The sequence below is a fragment of the Thermicanus aegyptius DSM 12793 genome, from assembly GCF_000510645.1.
GTDB classification, from domain to species: domain Bacteria; phylum Bacillota; class Bacilli; order Thermicanales; family Thermicanaceae; genus Thermicanus; species Thermicanus aegyptius.
The window spans coordinates 2,451,456-2,471,318 of record NZ_KI783301.1 but is presented as its reverse complement, the minus strand read 5'-3'; the positions used below and the strand labels follow the sequence as shown (position 1 = coordinate 2,471,318).

19 protein-coding genes are annotated in these 19,863 nt (G+C 49.4%); 14 read left to right on the top strand and 5 right to left on the bottom strand.

All coding sequences use genetic code 11. From position 1 onward, the window contains the following. Window positions 1-113 precede the first annotated feature (113 nt). The 3 genes from THEAE_RS0113120 to THEAE_RS0113110 all read left to right on the top strand — a co-directional run bounded on the left by THEAE_RS0113120 (window position 114) and on the right by THEAE_RS0113110 (window position 4,538). A complete protein-coding gene (locus THEAE_RS0113120; RefSeq protein ID WP_028987791.1) occupies window positions 114-1,130 on the top strand; it encodes an LCP family protein in 1,017 nt (338 codons plus the stop codon). 81 nt (window positions 1,131-1,211) lie between these two features. Then, on the top strand, window positions 1,212-2,702 hold the full coding sequence (locus THEAE_RS0113115; RefSeq protein WP_039945192.1) for a spore germination protein: 1,491 nt from the start codon (window positions 1,212-1,214) through the stop codon (window positions 2,700-2,702). A gap of 147 nt (window positions 2,703-2,849) precedes the next feature. Next, window positions 2,850-4,538 (top strand): long-chain-fatty-acid--CoA ligase, encoded by a 1,689-nt coding sequence (locus THEAE_RS0113110; protein ID WP_028987789.1) that lies wholly within the window; start codon window positions 2,850-2,852, stop codon window positions 4,536-4,538. A 65-nt stretch (window positions 4,539-4,603) separates the two neighbouring features. On the opposite strand, the gene THEAE_RS0113105 is transcribed toward THEAE_RS0113110, so the two are convergent. Beyond that, window positions 4,604-5,575, bottom strand: a complete 972-nt coding sequence (locus THEAE_RS0113105) for an NAD-dependent epimerase/dehydratase family protein (RefSeq protein ID WP_028987788.1) — start codon at window positions 5,573-5,575, stop codon at window positions 4,604-4,606. A 39-nt stretch (window positions 5,576-5,614) separates the two neighbouring features. After that, window positions 5,615-6,757: a glycosyltransferase family 4 protein gene (locus tag THEAE_RS0113100; protein ID WP_028987787.1), complete on the bottom strand. Its 1,143-nt coding sequence runs from the start codon at window positions 6,755-6,757 to the stop codon at window positions 5,615-5,617. Window positions 6,758-7,094: 337 nt separating this feature from the next. Here THEAE_RS0113100 and THEAE_RS22650 point away from each other — a divergent pair, with 337 nt between their 5' ends. The 7 genes from THEAE_RS22650 to THEAE_RS0113055 all read left to right on the top strand — a co-directional run bounded on the left by THEAE_RS22650 (window position 7,095) and on the right by THEAE_RS0113055 (window position 14,005). Beyond that, entirely contained in the window at window positions 7,095-7,301 is a 207-nt protein-coding gene (locus THEAE_RS22650; RefSeq protein ID WP_156920624.1) for a hypothetical protein, read from the top strand. A 378-nt stretch (window positions 7,302-7,679) separates the two neighbouring features. Further along, the gene (locus tag THEAE_RS0113090) at window positions 7,680-8,975 is read left to right on the top strand and encodes a UDP-glucose dehydrogenase family protein (protein ID WP_028987786.1); all 1,296 of its coding nucleotides are present in this window, start codon (window positions 7,680-7,682) and stop codon (window positions 8,973-8,975) included. Window positions 8,976-9,122: 147 nt separating this feature from the next. After that, window positions 9,123-10,616, top strand: coding sequence for a CotS family spore coat protein (locus tag THEAE_RS0113080; RefSeq protein WP_005589195.1), 1,494 nt, complete (start codon window positions 9,123-9,125; stop codon window positions 10,614-10,616). A 190-nt stretch (window positions 10,617-10,806) separates the two neighbouring features. Continuing rightward, window positions 10,807-11,388: a fatty acid metabolism transcriptional regulator FadR gene (locus THEAE_RS0113070; protein ID WP_028987785.1), complete on the top strand. Its 582-nt coding sequence runs from the start codon at window positions 10,807-10,809 to the stop codon at window positions 11,386-11,388. 43 nt (window positions 11,389-11,431) lie between these two features. Then, a complete protein-coding gene (locus THEAE_RS0113065) occupies window positions 11,432-12,205 on the top strand; it encodes an enoyl-CoA hydratase (RefSeq protein ID WP_028987784.1) in 774 nt (257 codons plus the stop codon). Window positions 12,206-12,259: 54 nt separating this feature from the next. After that, a complete protein-coding gene (locus tag THEAE_RS0113060) occupies window positions 12,260-13,021 on the top strand; it encodes an electron transfer flavoprotein subunit beta/FixA family protein (RefSeq protein WP_028987783.1) in 762 nt (253 codons plus the stop codon). Window positions 13,022-13,033: 12 nt separating this feature from the next. Then, a complete protein-coding gene (locus THEAE_RS0113055) occupies window positions 13,034-14,005 on the top strand; it encodes an electron transfer flavoprotein subunit alpha/FixB family protein (protein ID WP_028987782.1) in 972 nt (323 codons plus the stop codon). Window positions 14,006-14,059: 54 nt separating this feature from the next. Here THEAE_RS0113055 and trxA read toward each other — a convergent pair whose 3' ends face one another. Both trxA and THEAE_RS0113040 read right to left on the bottom strand, forming a co-directional pair. Next, on the bottom strand, window positions 14,060-14,380 hold the full coding sequence (trxA, locus tag THEAE_RS0113050; protein WP_005589203.1) for a thioredoxin: 321 nt from the start codon (window positions 14,378-14,380) through the stop codon (window positions 14,060-14,062). Between the two features lie 158 nt (window positions 14,381-14,538). Further along, window positions 14,539-15,234, bottom strand: a complete 696-nt coding sequence (locus THEAE_RS0113040) for a VIT1/CCC1 transporter family protein (RefSeq protein ID WP_028987781.1) — start codon at window positions 15,232-15,234, stop codon at window positions 14,539-14,541. Between the two features lie 188 nt (window positions 15,235-15,422). Here THEAE_RS0113040 and uvrC point away from each other — a divergent pair, with 188 nt between their 5' ends. The 3 genes from uvrC to THEAE_RS0113020 all read left to right on the top strand — a co-directional run bounded on the left by uvrC (window position 15,423) and on the right by THEAE_RS0113020 (window position 18,197). After that, window positions 15,423-17,216, top strand: coding sequence for an excinuclease ABC subunit UvrC (uvrC, locus tag THEAE_RS0113030; RefSeq protein ID WP_028987780.1), 1,794 nt, complete (start codon window positions 15,423-15,425; stop codon window positions 17,214-17,216). 346 nt (window positions 17,217-17,562) lie between these two features. Continuing rightward, window positions 17,563-17,706, top strand: a complete 144-nt coding sequence (locus THEAE_RS23055) for a hypothetical protein (RefSeq protein WP_156920623.1) — start codon at window positions 17,563-17,565, stop codon at window positions 17,704-17,706. An 8-nt stretch (window positions 17,707-17,714) separates the two neighbouring features. Next, on the top strand, window positions 17,715-18,197 hold the full coding sequence (locus tag THEAE_RS0113020; RefSeq protein WP_028987779.1) for a hypothetical protein: 483 nt from the start codon (window positions 17,715-17,717) through the stop codon (window positions 18,195-18,197). A gap of 269 nt (window positions 18,198-18,466) precedes the next feature. Here THEAE_RS0113020 and THEAE_RS0113015 read toward each other — a convergent pair whose 3' ends face one another. Then, complete coding sequence (locus THEAE_RS0113015) at window positions 18,467-18,856, bottom strand: DUF2507 domain-containing protein (RefSeq protein ID WP_028987778.1); 390 nt, start codon at window positions 18,854-18,856, stop codon at window positions 18,467-18,469. A gap of 359 nt (window positions 18,857-19,215) precedes the next feature. Here THEAE_RS0113015 and THEAE_RS0113005 point away from each other — a divergent pair, with 359 nt between their 5' ends. Next, window positions 19,216-19,851, top strand: a complete 636-nt coding sequence (locus tag THEAE_RS0113005; protein WP_028987777.1) for a succinate dehydrogenase cytochrome b558 subunit — start codon at window positions 19,216-19,218, stop codon at window positions 19,849-19,851. Window positions 19,852-19,863: the final 12 nt, after the last annotated feature.

The following is a 19,863-nucleotide window of genomic DNA, read 5'->3' as shown; positions in this document are numbered from 1 at the left end:
GTATACCAGATCTGTAAGGAGATGAAAACGAGGCGTTTTTCACGCTCGAAGAAAAGGTGTTGGGGAATCCCGATCCGATGGTGGCGCATTACTGAAAGAACTGCTAGAAAGGGGTGAGAGCGCTGCTCAAATGGAAAAAAAGCCTCCTTTTCTTTGTGGGAGTGCCGATTCTCCTTTTGCTCATCAGCCTTGCTTATGGGATGTACCAATATAAGCATCTGTTTGACCGCATTTATGATGAAGGGTCCGAGAACCGGCAGATGAGCTTGGTTCCGGAGCCTCCCCCCATTGGTGTGGGGAATGCGGTTAAAAAAGGGGAGGAACGGAGCCGGAAGCTTCGTCCCTTTACCCTCCTCATTTTGGGGATCGATTCACGGGGAGAAGCGAAAGCCCGCTCGGACACCATGATGATCGCCGCGATTAATCCGATCCTCCATAAGGTAACCCTCCTCTCCATTCCCCGGGATACTCGGATCAAAACGATAAAGTATGGACATGAGAAGATCAACCATACGATGTTTCTCGGCGGAGTCCCCTTGGTGGAGGATACCCTGGAAAGCTTCCTGGGGATCTCCATCGACCGCTACATCACCATCGACTTTGAAGGTTTCCGCCGTCTGATCGATGCCCTTGGGGGGATTGAGGTGGATGTGAAGAAAAGAATGAAGTACAGGGATCCTTCCGATGGCACCGATATTAACCTTAAACCGGGGAAGCAACGATTGAACGGGAAAGAGGCCCTCGATTATGCCCGCTATCGGAAAAGTGACATCGGCAGGGATGATTCCGATTTTGAGAGGATTGCCCGTCAGCAACAGGTGATGCGGGCGTTGCTTAAGAAGGCGGAGAAGAATCTTACCTTATTTAACCTGAGTGATCTCATGGACATTCTGGGGGATCATGTGAAGACGGATTTAACCCAAGAAGAACTGGAAAGACTGGCCCACGATTATCAAGAAAATAAAATCATCAAGCTTGAAAACATCACCCTTTCGGGAAAAGATCGATTCCTTCCGTACAAGGGCCATATCCTTTATTTCTTTGTGGTGGAAGCCGGGGAGAGGGAAAGGGTGCGGAACCTCCTCAAAAATGCATTATCCGAACACGAAACAAACCCGATCGGACCATAAATCATCCTCTTTTTTCATAAAGAGAGAATCTATGGGGAAAAAATAATCATGAAGTCATCCATGATAGAAAGGATCGGATTGATGTCTCAAAAAACGCGGAGAAAAGAAGCGCTAGAGGGGATCAAGGTAAACCGAAAACTGGAGGAGAACATCAAAAGAATGAATGAAGCCCTTGGAGTGGGGAAGAGTTTCGATGTCATATGCCGCCGTTGGATTTATGGCGGGAAGGAGATGGCACTTTACTTTATTGAAGGATTCGTGAAAGATGAAGTCCTTAACATCCTTGCCATTAATCTGGCCAAGATGAAGCCGTCAGATTTGGAGCCGGATCCTCTGGATCAATTATTCTATACCTATATCGGCTATCTCGAATTGTACAGGGAACGGGAAATCTCCCGTTGTGTGAAGCAGGTATTGAGCGGACCGCTCGTCCTCTTCATCGACGGGGAGGAAGAGGCTCTCGTTATGGATGCCCGAACCTATCCTGCCAGAGGTCCCGAAGAACCGGATATTGAAAAGGTTGTCCGCGGACCCCGGGACGGCTATACGGAAACGATCGTGCACAATACGGCGTTAACCCGGCGGAGAGTGCGGGACCCCTCCCTTCGCATGGAGCATATGACCGTCGGCAGACGCTCGAAAACGGACCTTGTCATCGCCTATATTGAAGATCTCTCCGATCCCGACTTGGTGCAGGAAGTAAAGAGGAGAATTCAATCGATCCAAATCGATGGCCTTCCCATGGCCGAAAAGACCCTGGAGGAGTTTCTTTTCCAAAAAAATTGGAATCCGTTTCCCATGGTCCGTTATACGGAAAGGCCGGATGTGGCCGCCGTTCATCTCTTGGAGGGACATGTCCTCATTTTTGTGGATACTTCCCCCAGCGTTATGATTACTCCCACCACCCTGTTCCATCATCTCCAGCATGCGGAGGAGTACCGCCAAAAGCCTGTGGTGGGGGCTTATCTCAGATGGGTCCGATTTTTGGCGATCCTCGTTTCCGTCTTTCTTTTGCCCATCTGGTTTTACTTTGCCATGCATCCCTCCTTATTGCCGGAGTCGCTCCGCTTTCTGGATGTAAACAAGAAGGGGGACGTACCCCTCTTTTGGCAATTGTTCGTCGCGGAGATCGGTGTGGATATCTTGAGGATGGCCTCCATCCATGTTCCCTCCCCCATGTCTTCTGCCCTAGGCCTTGTTTCCGCCATCATCTTGGGACAGATCGGGGTGAGCACGGGACTCTTTGTCCCTGAAGTGATCTTTTATGTGGCGGTAGCCGTCATCGGAAATTTTGCCACGCCCAGTTATGAATTAAGTCTGGCCAACCGCTTGGTTCGTCTCACCCTGCTGTTTGCCACCTATCTGTTAGGCCCTTTCGGCTTGTTGGGGGGCATTCTTTTCTGGTTCTTCCTCCTCCTTTTCTCCAAGTCCATCACCCTCCCCTACCTGTGGCCCATGATTCCTTTTCATCGCTGGGCGTTTAAGGATATTATGCTTCGCTCCCCTGTCCCCGTAAACCGCAGGCGACCTTCGATCCTCTCTCCAGATGAACCGGATCGTGCCGGTGAATGAACAACCATTCATTTTTTTCTCGCTTTTTTTCCCCTCCCATGATAAAATATTTGTACAATTCGTGACGAAAAAGGCATATGTATGCGAATATTGCCTATCTATATAGGGAGAAACCTTGGAAGGGTGAAAGAAAAAGGAGGAATTCGTATGGTTATGAACCCGTGGCTTTCCCAGTATCCCCCGGAGATCCCCCATCATCTGGAGTATCCTCGCATCCCTCTCTATCAGATTCTGGTAGATAGCGCTTCCTTGTTTCCGGATCATGAAGCGGTTTACTTTATGGGAAAACGAGTGACGTACAAAGAATTGCTCCGTCTTTCCTACCGCTTCGCCCACCTGTTGCGTTCATTGGGCGTGAAAAAGGGGGATCGGGTGGCCATCATGCTGCCGAACACCCCCCAATACATCTTCTGTTTTTACGGGACCCTCATGGCAGGAGGCGTGGTGGTGCAAACCAATCCCCTCTATGTGGAGCGGGAGGTGGTAAACCAGATGAACGATGCGGAGGCGAAGGTGATCGTCGCATTGGATCAGCATTATCCAATGCTTAGTGGAGTGAAGGAAAAAACCTCGCTACAGTATATTCTCCTTACGGGAATCAAGGATTTTCTCCCTTTTCCGAAAAATCTGCTCTATCCTTGGGTGCAAAAGCGGAGTGGAAAGCCCCTTCCGGAGATTCCATATGACCAAACCTACCGTTCATTGACGGCAGAAATGAAAGCGGTAACAGATCGTCCGATCCATGCGCAGATCGATCCCACCGAAGATCTCGCCCTCCTTCAATACACCGGTGGAACCACGGGAATTCCGAAGGGGGTGATGCTTACCCATCATAATTTGGTGGTAAATGCGCTGCAAGCCAAAGCTTGGAATTATAAGACCCAACCAGGAAAGGAGAAGATGGTGGCGGCCCTCCCCTTCTTCCATGTATATGGCATGACGGCTGCGCTAAACTTCGGATTGCTGATCGGAGCGTCCATCCTTACGGTTCCCCGGTTTAACCCCTTGGAGATCCTGAAATTAATTCATCAAGAAAAAGCCACCCTCTTTCCGGGAGCACCCACCATGTACATCGCCCTCATTAACCATCCGGAGATAAAACGATATGACCTCTCCTCCATTGAGGCTTGCCTCAGCGGGTCTGCCCCGTTGCCGGTAGAGGTGCAGACCCGTTTTGAAGAGTTGACCGGAGGGAAATTGGTAGAAGGGTACGGCCTGTCGGAGACCTCTCCGGTAACCCATGCCAATCTGATTTACGGAAAAAGGGTAAAGGGAAGCATCGGACTTCCCTGGCCCGATACGGAGGCGAAAATCGTTGGTCTGGGTTCCGGGGAGGATTTGCCGCCCGGTGAAGTCGGAGAGCTTGCCGTCCGGGGACCGCAGGTGATGAAGGGGTATTGGCGGAAGCCGGAGGATACGGAGAAAGCCTTTTTAGATGGGTGGCTCCTCACCGGCGACGTGGGATATATGGATGAAGAGGGGTTCTTTTATATCGTTGACCGGAAAAAAGATATGATCATCGCCGGCGGCTATAACATCTACCCCCGGGAAGTGGAGGAAGTTCTTTTTACTCATCCTGCGGTCAAAGAGGCGGCTGTGGTGGGCGTGCCGGACCCGTATCGGGGGGAGACCGTGAAAGCCTTCGTGGTATTAAAGGAGGGTGCTTCCTTAGGAGAAGAGGAACTGGATCGCTTTTGCCGGCAGAAATTAGCGGCTTACAAGGTTCCCCGCCTCTATGAATTCCGGAGCGAACTGCCGAAGACGATGGTGGGCAAGGTACTAAGGCGTGTTTTAGCAGAAGAGGAGAGGAAAAAGTTAAAAGAGGAAAAAGTCTGATCCAATGACAAAGGGTAGGAATTCGGCAGATTCATAGTGCCGAAACCTACCCTTTTCTTTGTGGCTTAGGGATCAGGTAAGCTCCTATGATCAGTCCGATATAATCGGGACAAATCTTTTATTTCCAGGCGGAGCCCTTCCCGGAGGGAAACCTTCGGTCGATAACCCAAGAGCCTTTCTGCTTTGGATATGTCGGCCCATGTATGCTTGGGCTCCCCCCGGGCTTCAGTTTTCTTGTCAATAGGGATCGGATAACCGAACAACTGTTCCAAGATCGAAATGGATTCCAATACGGTAGCTCTTTCTGTTCCTCCAATGTTTATCGTCTCTCCAATCACGTTTTCAGCATTCATCACAGAATAGGTGGCTTCAACACAATCGGTGACATAAGTAAAATCACGCGACTGCATTCCGTCTCCAAACACGGGGATCGGCTTCCCCTCGAACACCTTTCGTATAAACCGATGGAATGCCATATCCGGCCGTTGCCTGGGACCGTAAACCGTAAAATATCGGAGGATGACGACGGGGATGCCGTAGTTGGCCCGATAGATTCTGCAGAGATGTTCTCCCGTCAGTTTGCTCACTCCATATGGGGATAGAGGCTCGGTGCTTGCCGATTCATCGATCTGTCCCCACTTTTCTCCATAGACCGATGAGGTGGAAATGTAGATGAACTTTTGCGGCGCGATGTCCTTTACGGCTTCCAATAATCTTTGGGTAGCCACGATATTATTGGATACATAATCGGGGAAATTTCCCCCCCAGCTCGATCTCACCCCTGGGATCGCGGCGAGGTGATAAACCACATCAATGCCCTCCAGATGCTTTTCCCAGGATAGATGGAGCAAATCTTGTTCTACCAAGAAGAATCCGGGTTGTTTAACCAGAGATGAGAGATTTCTTTCCTTGATCCATCTTGGGGTGGTAGGGACAAAGGCATCCACTCCGATCACTTCATGGCTTCTTTCTTGAAGCAATCGTTCACAGAGGTGGGAGCCTATGAAACCCGCCGCCCCAGTTACTAAAATCCTCATTGTTTTCCAACTCCTGGACGAACGGTGTAACGCCACATCTCAGCCGCTTCCTTCCCACACGTGTAAAATCTCCTCAGCCACCCGGTTCCAACTAAATCGCTCTTCCGCCATGCGCCGCCCATTCATTCCCATTTGTTGCCCGCGTTTGGGATGGGAAAATAGTTCATCGAGCTTCTCAGCATATTCCTGCGGGTTTTCCGGATTTTTCACGATCAAGCCGTTGTTTTGCACCACTTCCGTGTTTCCGCCCCGTGCGGTGGTCAGGATCGGAAGCCCGGAGGCCATCGCTTCATATAGGACCCGTGCCAGCGGTTCTTCCCACAGTGAGGTTAAAACGAACACATCTCCAACGGAAAACCATTGATGAATCTGATCTGTGGGAATATACCCCGGGATAATTACCGGATGCGGGGAGCGGGCAGCCAGAGCCTTCACGTAAGCCACATAATCGGTGATGGTGTTATCGCTGTACCAGGAACCTCCCACGAGGACGAGTGCCGCATTGTTTTGTTTCAAATAGGACATCGCCCGGATCAGTACATGGGGTCCTTTTTTAGGGGTGAGCCTGCCGACAAATAAGATCACTTTCTTATGGGTCAAGCCGTATTCCGCCCGCAGCCGATTTCTCGTGAGCCGCGCCTGTTCCGACATGGACCAGGGAATAAACCGTTTCAAGTCAACGCCGGAATAAATCGTTTTTGTCTTGCCGACCGCTTTGGGAATATCTTTACAGATCTTTTCTCCAATAAAATCGCTAATCGTAATGATTCTTTCCGTCTCCTCGACGGCGGCCTCCCCTTCACTCCGGCTGATCTTCCCGGGATTGAACATATCGTTGTGCATGCTTAAGAGGATACGGGCATCGGGATATACCTGCCGCACCGGGATCACCAATTTGGGACGATTAAACATATGGATGAGATCGTAAGGATTTTTAGCTCTCTTCAGAAAATCAATCACATTCTTCCGGTAGACATCAAACTGGCCATTGGATTCGACACGGGCAAAGCGAATCCCTCCCGATATCTCGTCAACCGGCAAGTCGGGATCCGTCCTTCCGAGAATGGTGATTTTGTGCCGTTTTGCAAGCAAGCCCATCACACCGCAAATATAAGTCTGAATGGCTCCGCCTCGAATATTGGGGACCGGAAGCTTTTCCGTACTGATCATTAAAACCTTCATTCCTTTCCCCTCCCTTCCCATGCCTTGGACCGGTTGCGAAGCCACTCCCTTAGAACCGGATTTAGCGGCTCATGGGCGGATTTCATGAGGAGCAACACATTCCAACCGTCAGATTTACGGAAGACTATTTTCTTTTTGACTTGCCCCCTTTTTTTCTTTTTTTTGTGCTTAGTGAAACGGTGGAGACTTTAGACTGCTTCTTTCCATTTCGCAAGGATTTATTTCTCGGCTCTTTGTTTGTAAACTTCTTGGTACTCCTGGTGGGGGAAAGGGTTTGCGTGATTTCCGGTTTTTCTCTCCCTGATCCTCCGTTATTCTTATTGTCAGCAACTTGACCGTGACCGTCATCGCCATCCTTGTCATCATCATCGTCATCATCGTCATCATCGTCATCGTCGTCATCGTCATCATCATCGTCATCGTCATCATCGTCATCGTCATCATCGTCATCGTCGTCATCATCGTCATCATCGTCATCGTCATCGTCGTCATCATCGTCGTCTCCATCCTGGTTGCGGTCTTCTTTTTTGTCCTCATAACCTGAAGTTCCGGCTTTCTTCATCTCTTCCTCTTCCTCCGTGGCAGACGGAGATAATCTATCTTCGCTCTCTTTCTCTTTCGTCTCCTCAGTCAGGTTTACAGGCGAAACTTTCACACGCATCCTTCAACCCATCCTTTCATCGAAAAATTTTTGAAGAATGGTATATTGTATTCCCTTTTTTGACATGAGCATGGATGAGTACAGGAAGACAAACATGGATTTCATATAGAAATGGTTATAAACATAAAGGGCCCGTTAACAAAGGCCCGCTACAACATATCGTTTCATCATACTATTTAACAAAGAATTTACAATTGAAGAAAGTCGGGTGAGAAGAAGTGAACGGATATCCGAACATCCGTTTTCATCTTCGAGATAACTATGAAGATTTTAATCATCGGAACGGGATATGTTGGAACGGCCACCGCCCTCGCATTAGCCCATATGGGCTGGAATGTAACCGGATTGGACAAGGAGGATCGCATCATTACCCTGCTCAATAGCGGCCATCTCCCTTTTTTTGAACCGGATATGGAGGAATTTCTACAAAAACAGCTCGGGAAAGGAAATCTCCGGTTTACCACGAAAGCGGAAGAAGCGATTCAGAATCAGGAGGTCATCTTCATCTGTGTCGGGACACCGGCCAAAGAGGATGGAAGCGCAGATTTAAGTTATGTAAAAATGGCAGCCGAAACTGTTGCAAGATATATGCGAAACTATACGTTGATCGTAAATAAAAGCACTTCCCCCATCGGAACCCAGGAAAAAATCGTGCGGTGGATTCGGGACGCACAACCCAAAAAGGGCGCCGTTCCGTTTGATGTCGTCTCCAACCCGGAATTTCTGAGAGAAGGTTCCGCATTGCGGGATGTGCTTCAGCCGGATCGTATCGTCATTGGAAGCGATAGCCATCGTGCTACCGCCATGCTGCGGCATCTCTATCAATCGATGAAGTGCCCTATGCTCGTCACAACACCCAGGACTGCGGAGATGATTAAATATGCGGCGAACAGCTTCTTGGCCGTAAAAATATCTTTCATCAATGAGTTGGCCAGACTATGCGACAAGGTGGAGGTGGATGTGAAGGACGTCGCTTCCGGAATCGGACTCGATCCGAGGGTCGGTGGGAGTTTCCTCCAGGCCGGCATCGGATATGGCGGATCCTGTTTTCCCAAAGATGTAGAGGCCCTTCTCCATACCGCGAGGAGCTATCATGGTCAATTGTCGATCTTGGAAAGGGCAGCCGCCGTAAATCGCCAACAGCAGGTTTATGCGCTGAAGCAATTAAAGAAGATCATCGGCTCGTTTCAAGGAAAAACGGTGGCGGTATTCGGGATTTCCTTTAAACCGGGCACCGATGATTTACGGGAATCCCCCTCTCTTCATCTGATTCGGCGCTTATTACAAAAAGGAGCGTCGGTGGCGGTCCATGATCCTGTGGCGAGACTCCCCCAGGAACTTGGCGACGAAGGGGTGAAACAGTACGAAACGCCGGAGCGAGCGGCAGAGGGAGCCGACGCGATCATGATCAACACCGATTGGCCGGATTATCGTCGTATCGACTGGAAAAAAATAGGTGAGGTGATGAGGGAACCTGTCCTTTTCGATGGCCGGAATATGTTAGACAAGGGGCTCATCATCGAAGCAGGATTTCAGTATCGGGGGATAGGAAGGTGAGGAGGAAACCGAGGCGATGAGAAGAGGACCGGGTCAAATCAAGGGATGCTCCCATCCGTTCAAGAAAGGCGGCCCGATTGATTCCTCTGTTTTTATTGAGTAGCTTTCCCTAAGGCAACCGCATATAGATAAGCAGGGGAAAATTTCTTGGAAGTCCGGTCCGATTTTTCCAAAAAAGAAGGTGCGAATTGGATGGCCATAGGTCAGTATCACATTGAGCGTTGGGATACCCACAATCCAAAAGGTTTATCGGAAGGACAGCTTGAACAATATGTCCCTCCGGAGGTCGAATCCATCGCCCGCCAGGTTCTCACCAGGTATGAGATGAATGTTCACTCCATGAGTCTGGTAACGGCAAAACCGGATAAGGGTGGAGCCATTTGGAAGCTTGCAACGAGTCACGGCCCACGCAGCTTAAAACTTTTGCATCGAAAACCGGATCGAAGTCTCTTCAGCATCGGTGCGCAAGAGTATTTGGTGAAAAAGGGGGCCCGCGTTCCCGCCCTCGTGCGGACAAAGGAAGATCATCTATACACGGAAGCCGGAGGAAAACTTTGGATCGTCACCGATTGGATAGAACCCTTATCTCCGGTTTCGAAAATCACGTTGAATGGAGCCGCCACGCTTTGTCATGGATTGGGCCAATTCCATCATCTATCAAAAGGTTATGTCCCCCCCCAGGGCTCACGATACTCTTCGAGATTGCACAAATGGCCGGCTCAGTATAAGAAGGTGATCTCGAAAATGGGGTGGTTTCGGGATCTTGCCGAGGCTTACCGCGATAAACCTTCCAGTTCGTTGCTGTTAACGGCGGTGGGACAATTTGAACGGCAAGCGAGGGAATATTTAGAGCGTCTTCAAAACTCCTCCTACTTGAAGATGGCAGCTATGGGCGGTCCTTACTGGGGTTTGGCCCATCAGGATTTTGGCTGGTCCAATGGGCAGATGGGCCCGGGCGGGATTTGGGTGATCGACCTGGATGGAGTGGCCTATGATTTTCCCATTCGGGACTTAAGGAAAATCATTACCAGTACCATGGACGATATGGGATTTTGGGACCTTACGTGGATCAGAACGGTGATTCACGCCTATCATCAGGCAAACCCCCTTGATCGGCAAACCTATGAATTGTTGTTAATCGATATGGCATTTCCGAATGAGTTTTATAAACACATCAAGGAAATCGTGTACGAACCCGGTCCATTCCTGGATACGATGGCGGAACCGATTCTGAGAAGAATCTTAGCCACGGAGAGAAACAAATGGCAGGTTCTGGCCGAACTTGAGCGGGAGATGGATAACTACCCCCTTGGAGAATACCCCGCCGCTCTGCCGGATGATCCTTCCTCCTTCCCTGTGCCCCTGGCTGAGATACCGGGAGGTAAACTCCCCCCTGCTCCTGTGAAACAAAAAAAAGCCACTTCAACTTCAACAAAAAAGAAGAGACGAAAAAAAGTTGCACCGATAAGAAAGAGCCCTCCAAAGTCTAGGTTGGTACGGCGAAACATAAAACCAAAACGCCGCATGACATTCTCCCGGGTGCTGGCGGTAGAGAAAACGGTCACCTGGAAAAGGACGAAACCTTCCAGGGAAAAGATCTCGTTAAAAAGAAAAAGGAAACAACCGAAAGAAAGTGCTTAAAAGAGAGTCGAATGCAAGAATGTGGGCATCGGCGCCCCTCCGGAGCCGGGAGTGCAAAAAACTTGCACTTTTGCTTTGGAGGGGTTTCTTTTCAAAAAAAAAAAAGTGAAGATTCATTGACAGGAATTGCGAAAGAGGATAGACTGAAGTAAGATGAGTGAATAATCATTCACTCTTTGGAGGTGGCCTGATGTCCCGCAGAGCAGGGGATAAATATGATACGATTATTCGAGCGGCAATTCGTGTCTTCGCAACGCATGGATATCACAACGCGCAGGTTTCCAAAATTGCGAGAGAAGCGAACGTAGCCGACGGAACCATCTATTTATATTTTGAAAGCAAGGCGGATGTGCTCATCTCCTTGTTCCAGGAGACGATGGGCCTTTATGTGGAGAAATTAAAGGAAAAGCTGGCTCTGATTGATGATCCCGAAGAGCAATTGCGTCTTCTCATTCATTCCCACTTCGAGAGTCTTGCCCATGACAAAGATCTGGCGATTGTGACACAGATCGAACTGAGGCAGTCCGATCCCGAGATTAGGCGGGGATTGGCTCCGATCTTAAAAAAATATCTGGATGTGATCGACGGGATCATCGAACGGGGGAAAGAAAAAGGGGTTTTCCGCCGAGAGGTGATCACCCATGTGGCGAGGAAGATGATCTTCGGCACCCTGGATGAAACCGTTACCTCATGGGTGATGGCAAATACCGAGAGGGATCTCATGAATTTGGTGGAACCGGTGCAGGATCTTTTGATCCACGGGTTACGATGACGGTGTGGGAAAAGAGGAAGGGAGGAAGCAGGGATTGGAAGAGTTGAAACAAGTAAAATTGCAGGTGGAGGGGAGAATCGCCACGATCCGACTCAACCATCCGCCTGCCAATGCGATGAGCCGGCAGATGGTCGAGGAATTGGGACAGGTTCTGGAAGAGCTTCGGAAGAACGATAGGGTGAAGGTGATCCTTCTCGCCGGAGAAGGGAAATTTTTCGCTGCCGGTGCAGACATCAAAGAATTGGCCCACATCTCTTCCGGGGAGGAAGCGAGGGAATTAGCCCTCAAAGGGCAAAGCCTTCTGGAAAGAATCGAAACCTTCCATAAACCGATCATCGCCCTCATTCACGGGGCGGCCCTGGGCGGTGGGCTGGAATTGGCCATGGCATGTCACATGCGTTTTGCCACCGAAGGGGCGAAATTGGGATTGCCGGAGTTAAACCTGGGGATCATTCCGGGATTTGCAGGGACTCAGCGCCTTCCCCGCCTCGTGGGCAAGGCAAAGGCATTGGAAATGATCCTGACGGGAGAGCCGGTAAGCGGTGAGATCGCGAAACAGATCAGTCTCGTCAATGGCATTTATTCCGAGGAAGAGATTTGGGAGAACGTGACGGACATTGCGGCACGGATTGCGGAAAAGGGGAAAATTGCGCTTACCCACGCCTTACTCGCCGTGGAAAGGAGTGAAACGGTATCCGTCCGTGAGGGGGGAGCATGGGAAGCCGAGCTTTTCGGGAAAAGCTTTGAAACGGAAGATAAGAAAGAAGGGATGGCCGCTTTCCTGGAAAAACGTCCGCCCAAATTTTCCGATCGTTGATGGGCGTCGAAAGAAAAGCGAAATAAGAGGAGAATCATAGAGGAGGGGAATTCGATGAAGATGCTCGTACTGTTAAAACAAACCTTTGATACCGAAGAGAAGGTCGTGATTGCAGGGGGTGAGATTCAGGAGGAGAATGTGGAGTGGATCATAAATCCCTATGATGAATACGCCGTTGAAGAGGCGATTCGGCTCAAAGAGGCCCACGGCGGAGAGGTTGTTCTTCTCTCGGCGGGACCGGACCGGGTGGAAAGCGCCCTCCGGAAAGCATTGGCCATGGGAGCCGACCGAGCCATCCTGATCCACGACCTGGATCGAAAAGCAGATGAAAGTCTCATCGCGCAAGCCCTCGGTGAAGTGGTGAAACGGGAAAACCCGGACCTTCTCCTCGCCGGCAATCTCTCCGTCGATAATGGTGCGGGACAAGTAGCCGTTCGTGTCGCGGAGCTTTTGGGCTATCCTCATATCGCCGCCGTCACCCAAGTGGAGGTGGAGGGGAATCTCCTCCGCGCCGTCCGCGATGTGGAAGGAGATGAGGAACGGGTGGAAGGGACTCTCCCCCTCTTGATCACCGCCCAACAAGGGTTAAACGAGCCCCGTTACACCTCTCTCCCCGGGATCATGAAGGCGAAGAAAAAACCTCTGGAACGAATCAGCATCCAGGAACTGGGACTCTCCTCCTCCACTCTCCTCACCGAAGTGGTGGAGGTTGCCCTCCCTCCAAAACGAGATGCGGGCAAGATCCTCACAGGCGATTTGACGGAACAGGTAAAAGAACTGGTTCAACTCTTACACACCGAAGCAAAGGTGATCTAGGGGGGAGAAGTCATGAAACGAAATGTAATGATATTGGCGGAAGAAAAAGAGGGGAAACTCCGGAATGTCTCTTTAGAAATCTTGGCGGTGGCCAGGAGAATCGCCGGGGAGGGGAAAGTAACCGCCCTCCTCTTCGCCGCGAAGAAACCGGACTATGCGGAGGAATTAGGACGTTATGGCGCAGATGAGGTCTGGGTGGGGATTAACCCCCTCCTTCAATCGTATACCCCGGAGGGTTACGCCCAGGCTCTGGTTTCTTTCTTTAAGGAAGGAAACCCCGATGTAATCATCTTGGGACATACGGCCATAGGGAGGGACGTGGCGCCGAAGGTGGCGGCGAGGCTTAACATGGGGCTCATTTCCGATGTAACCGGGATCGTGGAAGAGGGGGAAACGATTCAATTTATTCGTCCCATTTACGCGGGGAAGGCGTTCCAGAAACGGATCTTTACCTCGGAGAAATGGATGCTTACCTTACGGCCCAACAATTTTCCTCCGCGTGCACCGGAGGAAAAAGACGTCCCCGTTCGGGAAGAGGAAATTGAGGTAAAAGATTTGAAAACCATCGTCAAAGAGGTGGTTCGGAAGACGAAGGGAAGCATTGATCTGACGGAAGCCAAGATCATCGTTTCCGGCGGACGCGGGGTAAAGAGTGCGGAAGGGTTTAAACCCCTGTACGAGTTGGCATCGGTCTTAGGGGCGGCGGTGGGCGCTACCCGGGGAGCCTGCGATGCGGGATATTGTGATTACTCCTTGCAGATCGGACAGACCGGAAAAGTGGTTACCCCGGACCTGTACATTGCCTGCGGCCTTTCCGGTGCGATCCAGCACTTGGCGGGGATGTCCAACTCCAAGGTGATTGTTGCGATCAATAAAGATCCGGAAGCCCCCATCTTTCAGGTTGCCGATTATGGAATCGTGGGGGACCTCTTTGAGGTTGTTCCCCTGCTTACCCAAGAACTTAAAACGGTTTTGGGAAAATGAGCAACGAGACCCAAAAGCCCTTCTCCCGCGCTTGAGGAGAAGGGCTTTTTCGGTTCAGAGATGAGCATTAATCGCTTTAACAAAATTCTCTTTCGGTTGGAAGCCGACGATTTTATCCACCACTTTACCATCTTTAAAGAGGAGAAGGGTGGGAATTCCCATGATGCCGAAGCGGCCGGGATTGGACGGATTCTCATCCACGTTTAATTTTACGATCTTAACCTTCCCCTCGAATTCCTTATCCAACTGTTCCAAGACAGGGGCGATCATGCGGCAGGGACCGCACCAGGGAGCCCAAAAGTCAACGATGACCAAGCCTTCCGCTTGCTCTACGTCCGCTTGGAAGTTTTGGTCGGTCGTATGCGTGATAGCCATGTTGTTCTCTCCTCCTATTTATCCAAGAAATTCGATTCTCTTAGAGTATAACAAGATCGTGAGAAAAATTCCAATCCTAAAGATCAATGGAAAAATCCCGCCGACCGGGAGGCGCAACATCCTATGGAAAAAAGCCCCCGGTTCTATCCTAAGGGAGTTCACGAGATCAACCTGGCGATGAGAAAGGCGATTCCTGCCGCAATTCCCCCGACCAACATCGTCTGCCAAGCGCTCTTCAACGGCTTCGTCCCTGTGAACTTTCCCTTGATGAAACCGAAGAGGAAAAGGGCGATGAGGGTGACGATGACGGAGACGAGGAGTGCCGTCACAGGATGGGGAATGAAGATGTAAGGGGAGAGAGGAATGAAGCCCCCTACAATATAGGAGAGGCCGATGGTAACAGAGCTGTTTAAGGCCCTTTTCGGCTCCGGCTCTTCCAATCCCAGCTCATATTTCATCATAAAATCAACCCACTTATCGGGATCGCTGCTGATCGAATCGACGGCCGCTTCCACTTCCTGTTCCTTCATTCCCCATCCGGTAAGGATTTCCGCCACTTCTTCCCTTTCCCGATCGGGGAGTTCGATGATTTCCCTCCTTTCCCGCTCCAATTCCGTTAGATAATGCTCCCGGTCCGTCCGGGCTGCCAGGTACCCTCCCAATCCCATGGCGATGGAACCGGCGGCAATCTCGGCGATGCCGGCGATGACGACGAGGGTGGTGGAGGTGACGGCCCCCGAAAGACCTGCGGCTAGGGCAAAGGGGACGGTAAGCCCGTCCGCCATTCCAATGACGATATCCCGAATCAGATCAGGGGCTAAAAAATGTTTTTCTACGTGCTCTGTCTGCGGCATGAATGATCTCTCTCCTTATGTGAAGATGGGCTTTAGTTGATTATATCCCTAAATTTACGGATCTTGAAGTTTCATTTAGGACGGCATTAGGATATTTTAGCAAATCTGGAGTAAGAATCACCTCGTCTTGACCCATTTTCTTTTTCCATTTATCATCGATGGTAGAAAAGATTAGGAAGGGAAAGACCATGACCAAAAGGGAATTGCTTAAGGAAAAATTAGCCCTTCTTCCGGATAAGCCGGGATGCTATCTGATGAAAGACGCAGAGGGCCGCGTCATCTACGTGGGAAAGGCGAAATCGTTGAAAAACCGGGTTCGCTCCTATTTTACCGGCAGCCACGACGCGAAAACCCAGCGATTGGTCGGTGAAATCGAGGATTTTGAATATATTGTCACGGGGAGTGCGATTGAGTCGCTGCTTCTGGAGATTAACCTGATTAAGAAGCATAGCCCGCGTTATAACGTGATGCTGAAGGATGACAAAACCTATCCCTATATCAAACTTACCTTTGAGGAGCACCCAAGGCTTGAGATTACCCGCAAGGTGAAGAAGGATAAGGCGAAATACTTCGGTCCTTACCCCGATGTGGGGGCAGCCCGGGAGACGAAAAAACTCCTCGACCGCCTCTATCCTTTGAGGAAATGCCGGACTCTGAAGGATAAGGTTTGTCTCTATTATCATATCCATCAATGTTTGGCACCTTGTCAGTTCCAGGTACAACAGGAAACGTATGAAAAGATGACCAAGGATATTGTCCGCTTCTTAAACGGAGGGCATCAGGAGATTCGCAGGGAATTGGAAGAAAAGATGAAGGAAGCGGCGGAGAAGCTGGAGTTTGAGCGGGCGAAGGAGTATAGGGATCTGATCCGCCAGATCGATGTGGTGATGGAGAAGCAGAAGATCACCCTGCCGGATCGAGAGAACCGGGATGTATTCGGCTATGCGGTGGATAAGGGGCTGATGTGCGTACAGGTCTTCTACATGCGCCAGGGAAAGATGATGGAGCGTGAAGTTTCCATCTTCCCCTACTATGGGGAACCGGAGGAGGATTTTCTCTCTTTCGTGGGGCAGTTCTATTACAATTTCGACTCTTCTTCTCTCCCCCGCGAGATTCTTCTCCCGGAGATTTCGGAGGGGCATGAGCTGTCCGAGTGGCTTGATTCCCGCATCGTGATCCCGAAGCGGGGGGTGAAAAAGGATCTGGTGAAGATGGCGATGGAGAATGCGGCCATCGCCCTCCGGGAGAAATTCGCCCTCATGGAGAAGGATGAGAACCGGACCACTCTCGCGGTGGAACGGTTGGGAGAGGCGATTGGCATAGCGACACCCTACCGGATTGAAGCCTTCGACAATTCCAATATCCAGGGGACCGATCCGGTTTCCGCCATGGTGGTCTTTACCGACGGGAGGCCGGATAAGAAGGAGTATCGGAAGTATCGGATTAAGACGGTGAAGGGCCCCGACGATTATGAGACGATGCGGGAAGTGATTCGGCGCCGCTACACCCGGGTGCTGCGGGAGAATCTCCCTCTGCCCGATCTCATCCTCGTCGATGGGGGGAAGGGGCAGATGACGGCGGCCCTGGAGGTCCTGGAAGATGAGCTGAATCTCTTCATCCCCGTTTGCGGCATGGCCAAGGATGACCGCCACAAAACCGCGGAGCTCCTCATGGGAGATCCGCCCCGGGTCGTTCCGCTCGCGAAGAACAGCCCGGAATTTTATCTCCTGCAGCGGATCCAGGAGGAGGTGCACCGCTTTGCCATCACTTTTCACCGTCAGACCCGGGCGAAGCATACCCTCTCCTCCCAATTGGACGAGATCCCCGGGATCGGTCCGAAACGGCGCCGGATGCTTCTAAAGCATTTCGGTTCCGTCAAACGGATTCGGGAGGCTACCATTGATGAGCTGCGCGCGTTAAACCTTGGCGATAAGCTGGCCAAAACGATCCTTGAACATCTGCGGGCGGAGAAACAGCCTTAGTTTTTTTCTTAAAATGGGAACAAGAAAATTTTTATCAAATATATTATGACAAAAAGTTAAACTAATGATAACAATTGTAATTATAAACGGCTCCCTAATTGTGTGAGCAATGGTATATTAGTTTTTCTTATGATTCGGATAAAAGAAACCTCTTTTTGCGATATACCTTTTTAAAGCTATAATTTTTTCTCTTATGTAAAAAAAGTTATTACTTTTGATCATCATTTTTAGCATAATACGATATCATAGAAGTATAATAAAAGACTTAATAATGACTTGGCGGCGACAATAATTAGAATATAATGGAGATAGATGCCTTTTAATATCTTAAAAAGGAGTAGGTTCTATGTTTAGAAAAACTTTTATTCTCCCTTTTGTAGCAGTGATGCTAGTTTTAGTTCTTGGTAGTCATGTTTTAACTGCTGATGTCCAGTTAACATTAAAAAAACTGAAGTTAACGGTAATGAATGGCTTGAACAAAGTTGGATGAATAATGGTGTGAAAGTAACTGTGGTCACGAATCACAAGTTGACGGAACAAGAAATGCGAGCTTTTGATTCAAACGCCCAAGCAATAAAGCTTTACAATTTTAGTCCTCAGAGTGATTCGGTTATTTATTCCATTCCTGTAGACGAAAATGGCGGAGGTATTACAGTTGGTGGTCCATATTATAGGACTTTTTATAATACAGTCGACAAGGAAGTAGTTAGATATGCGGTAAACTATGTGGGGGCATATGTGGCTTCCAGGGTACCTACTCCTTTTTGGGCAGCGGTTGTAGAAGCTACTACACAGTTTTTTGTGGAACAAATTAATAGGGCCATTCCTGATGCTTCTTATTGGGGCTTTTGGCAGACAAAGGCCTATTCAAGCTATTGGGGGTATTATCAATTTTTTAATACAGAAGTTCGATATGCCAATTCTAACTATACAGGAGCAGTAGAAGTTTATTACTATGATACAGGATTTTCGGAAAACTAAGGATTGAACAACCGCATGAGTTATAAGGAGTAAATTGCATGGCTGATTTGGTCCGACAAACCCTCGTAGAACATTGGTTAACATTCTCGGTTCTTCTCATTTTGGTGAGTTGGAACCATATAAGAAGAATGCTAAAAAAAAGAAAAAGTAAATTACAAGAAATGGGTTTTCGACCTTTTTCTTGCGATCGTTGCATATATCCTGGTTGCTCTGATGCTGCGATTTATCCTTTGGTTGATACGATCCCTGTTCCTTATATGAAAGGGATGTTACTTGAGAAAGGCAACTTTGATTTCCAGGGAGGGGGAGTTGCTTTGGGGATCCGTCCAATGAACGGATCCCTCTCCTTTTTGCTGGAAGAGCTCCTCCATGGCATAGGTGACCATCCCGCACTCCAGGGAGAGGGTGCCGACCGATGCCGCGGAGGCGGAGCTGAGGGGGGAATCGTGAAGGAGGAGGAGGATGTGATCCTTCTCCCTCTTTTTAATCGAAAGCTTTCCTAACCCGTTTTTCTCAAAATAGTGGCGGAGGGAGATAAAATCCTTCAATCTTTCTCTTTCGGCCATTTCTTTCCCGATCCAATAGAGAAGGGAATTTTCATATTCTTCCAGGAATAGAGGGACAACTTCCGTTCGGAACCAGATTAGCGATTTTGACATGAGAGGGGAACCTCCTTCAAGGGATTTTAAGGAGTTTGATTTTTAAAACGTTCTTGTACCACTGTATGAATAGGAAGTGGGAAATAGACGCCGGTCTTGTTCCGTATCGATTGGAGATCCGGAAAAGGTTCGCAGAATCGGCAATGAATTTTGTCTATTTCTTGACGCTTTATTCGAAGAGGGGTAAAATAAAAGCGTTCACATGAAATGCTGTTTCATTTTTTTCTGTTTCGTTCTTCTATTCACAAGGAAAAACTTTCTTTATGGGAGGGAGAAGCGTAAAATTGAAGTGAGGTTGGGCAAAGCATTGAGGAGTGGAGAATCATGGAGAAGGTAAGAAAGAATTGGGAGGGTCAAGCATGTCGGATGGACAGTTTGTAAATCGCAGGCTTCATTCGCTCTTAGGGATTATCCCGATCGGGTTATTCCTCATTGAGCATCTGGTCTCCAATTATTCGGCCACCGGGGGACCGGAGAAATTTAATCAGACGGTTTCATTCATACAAAGTTTACCGTTTCTCGTTTTTTTAGAAATCTTTCTCATCTTTATCCCCATTCTGTTCCATGGCATATACGGTGTCTATATCGCCTTTCAAGCGAAACATAACGTAAATCAATACGGCTATTTTCGCAACGTGATGTTTCTTTTGCAGCGAGTGACGGGGTTGATTACCCTCGTTTATATCGGTTGGCATGTATGGGAGACGCGAATTCAGTCCGCCTTTTTCGGTGCAGAGGTTAATTTCGATATGATGAAGAACATCCTATCCAATCCCTGGATGGTCGCCTTTTACGTCGTCGGGATCCTCTCTGCCACCTTTCATTTCAGCAATGGGATTTGGTCTTTTCTCGTTAGCTGGGGAATTACGGTGGGACCGCGGGCACAAAGGGTTTCCACGTATGTTTCGATGGCCATCTTCGTCATCCTTTCCATTATCGGATTGATGGCGCTTTTTGCATTTGTCAATCCGGTGAGCGGAACGGCATTGAACTAGAAGGGAGAAGGT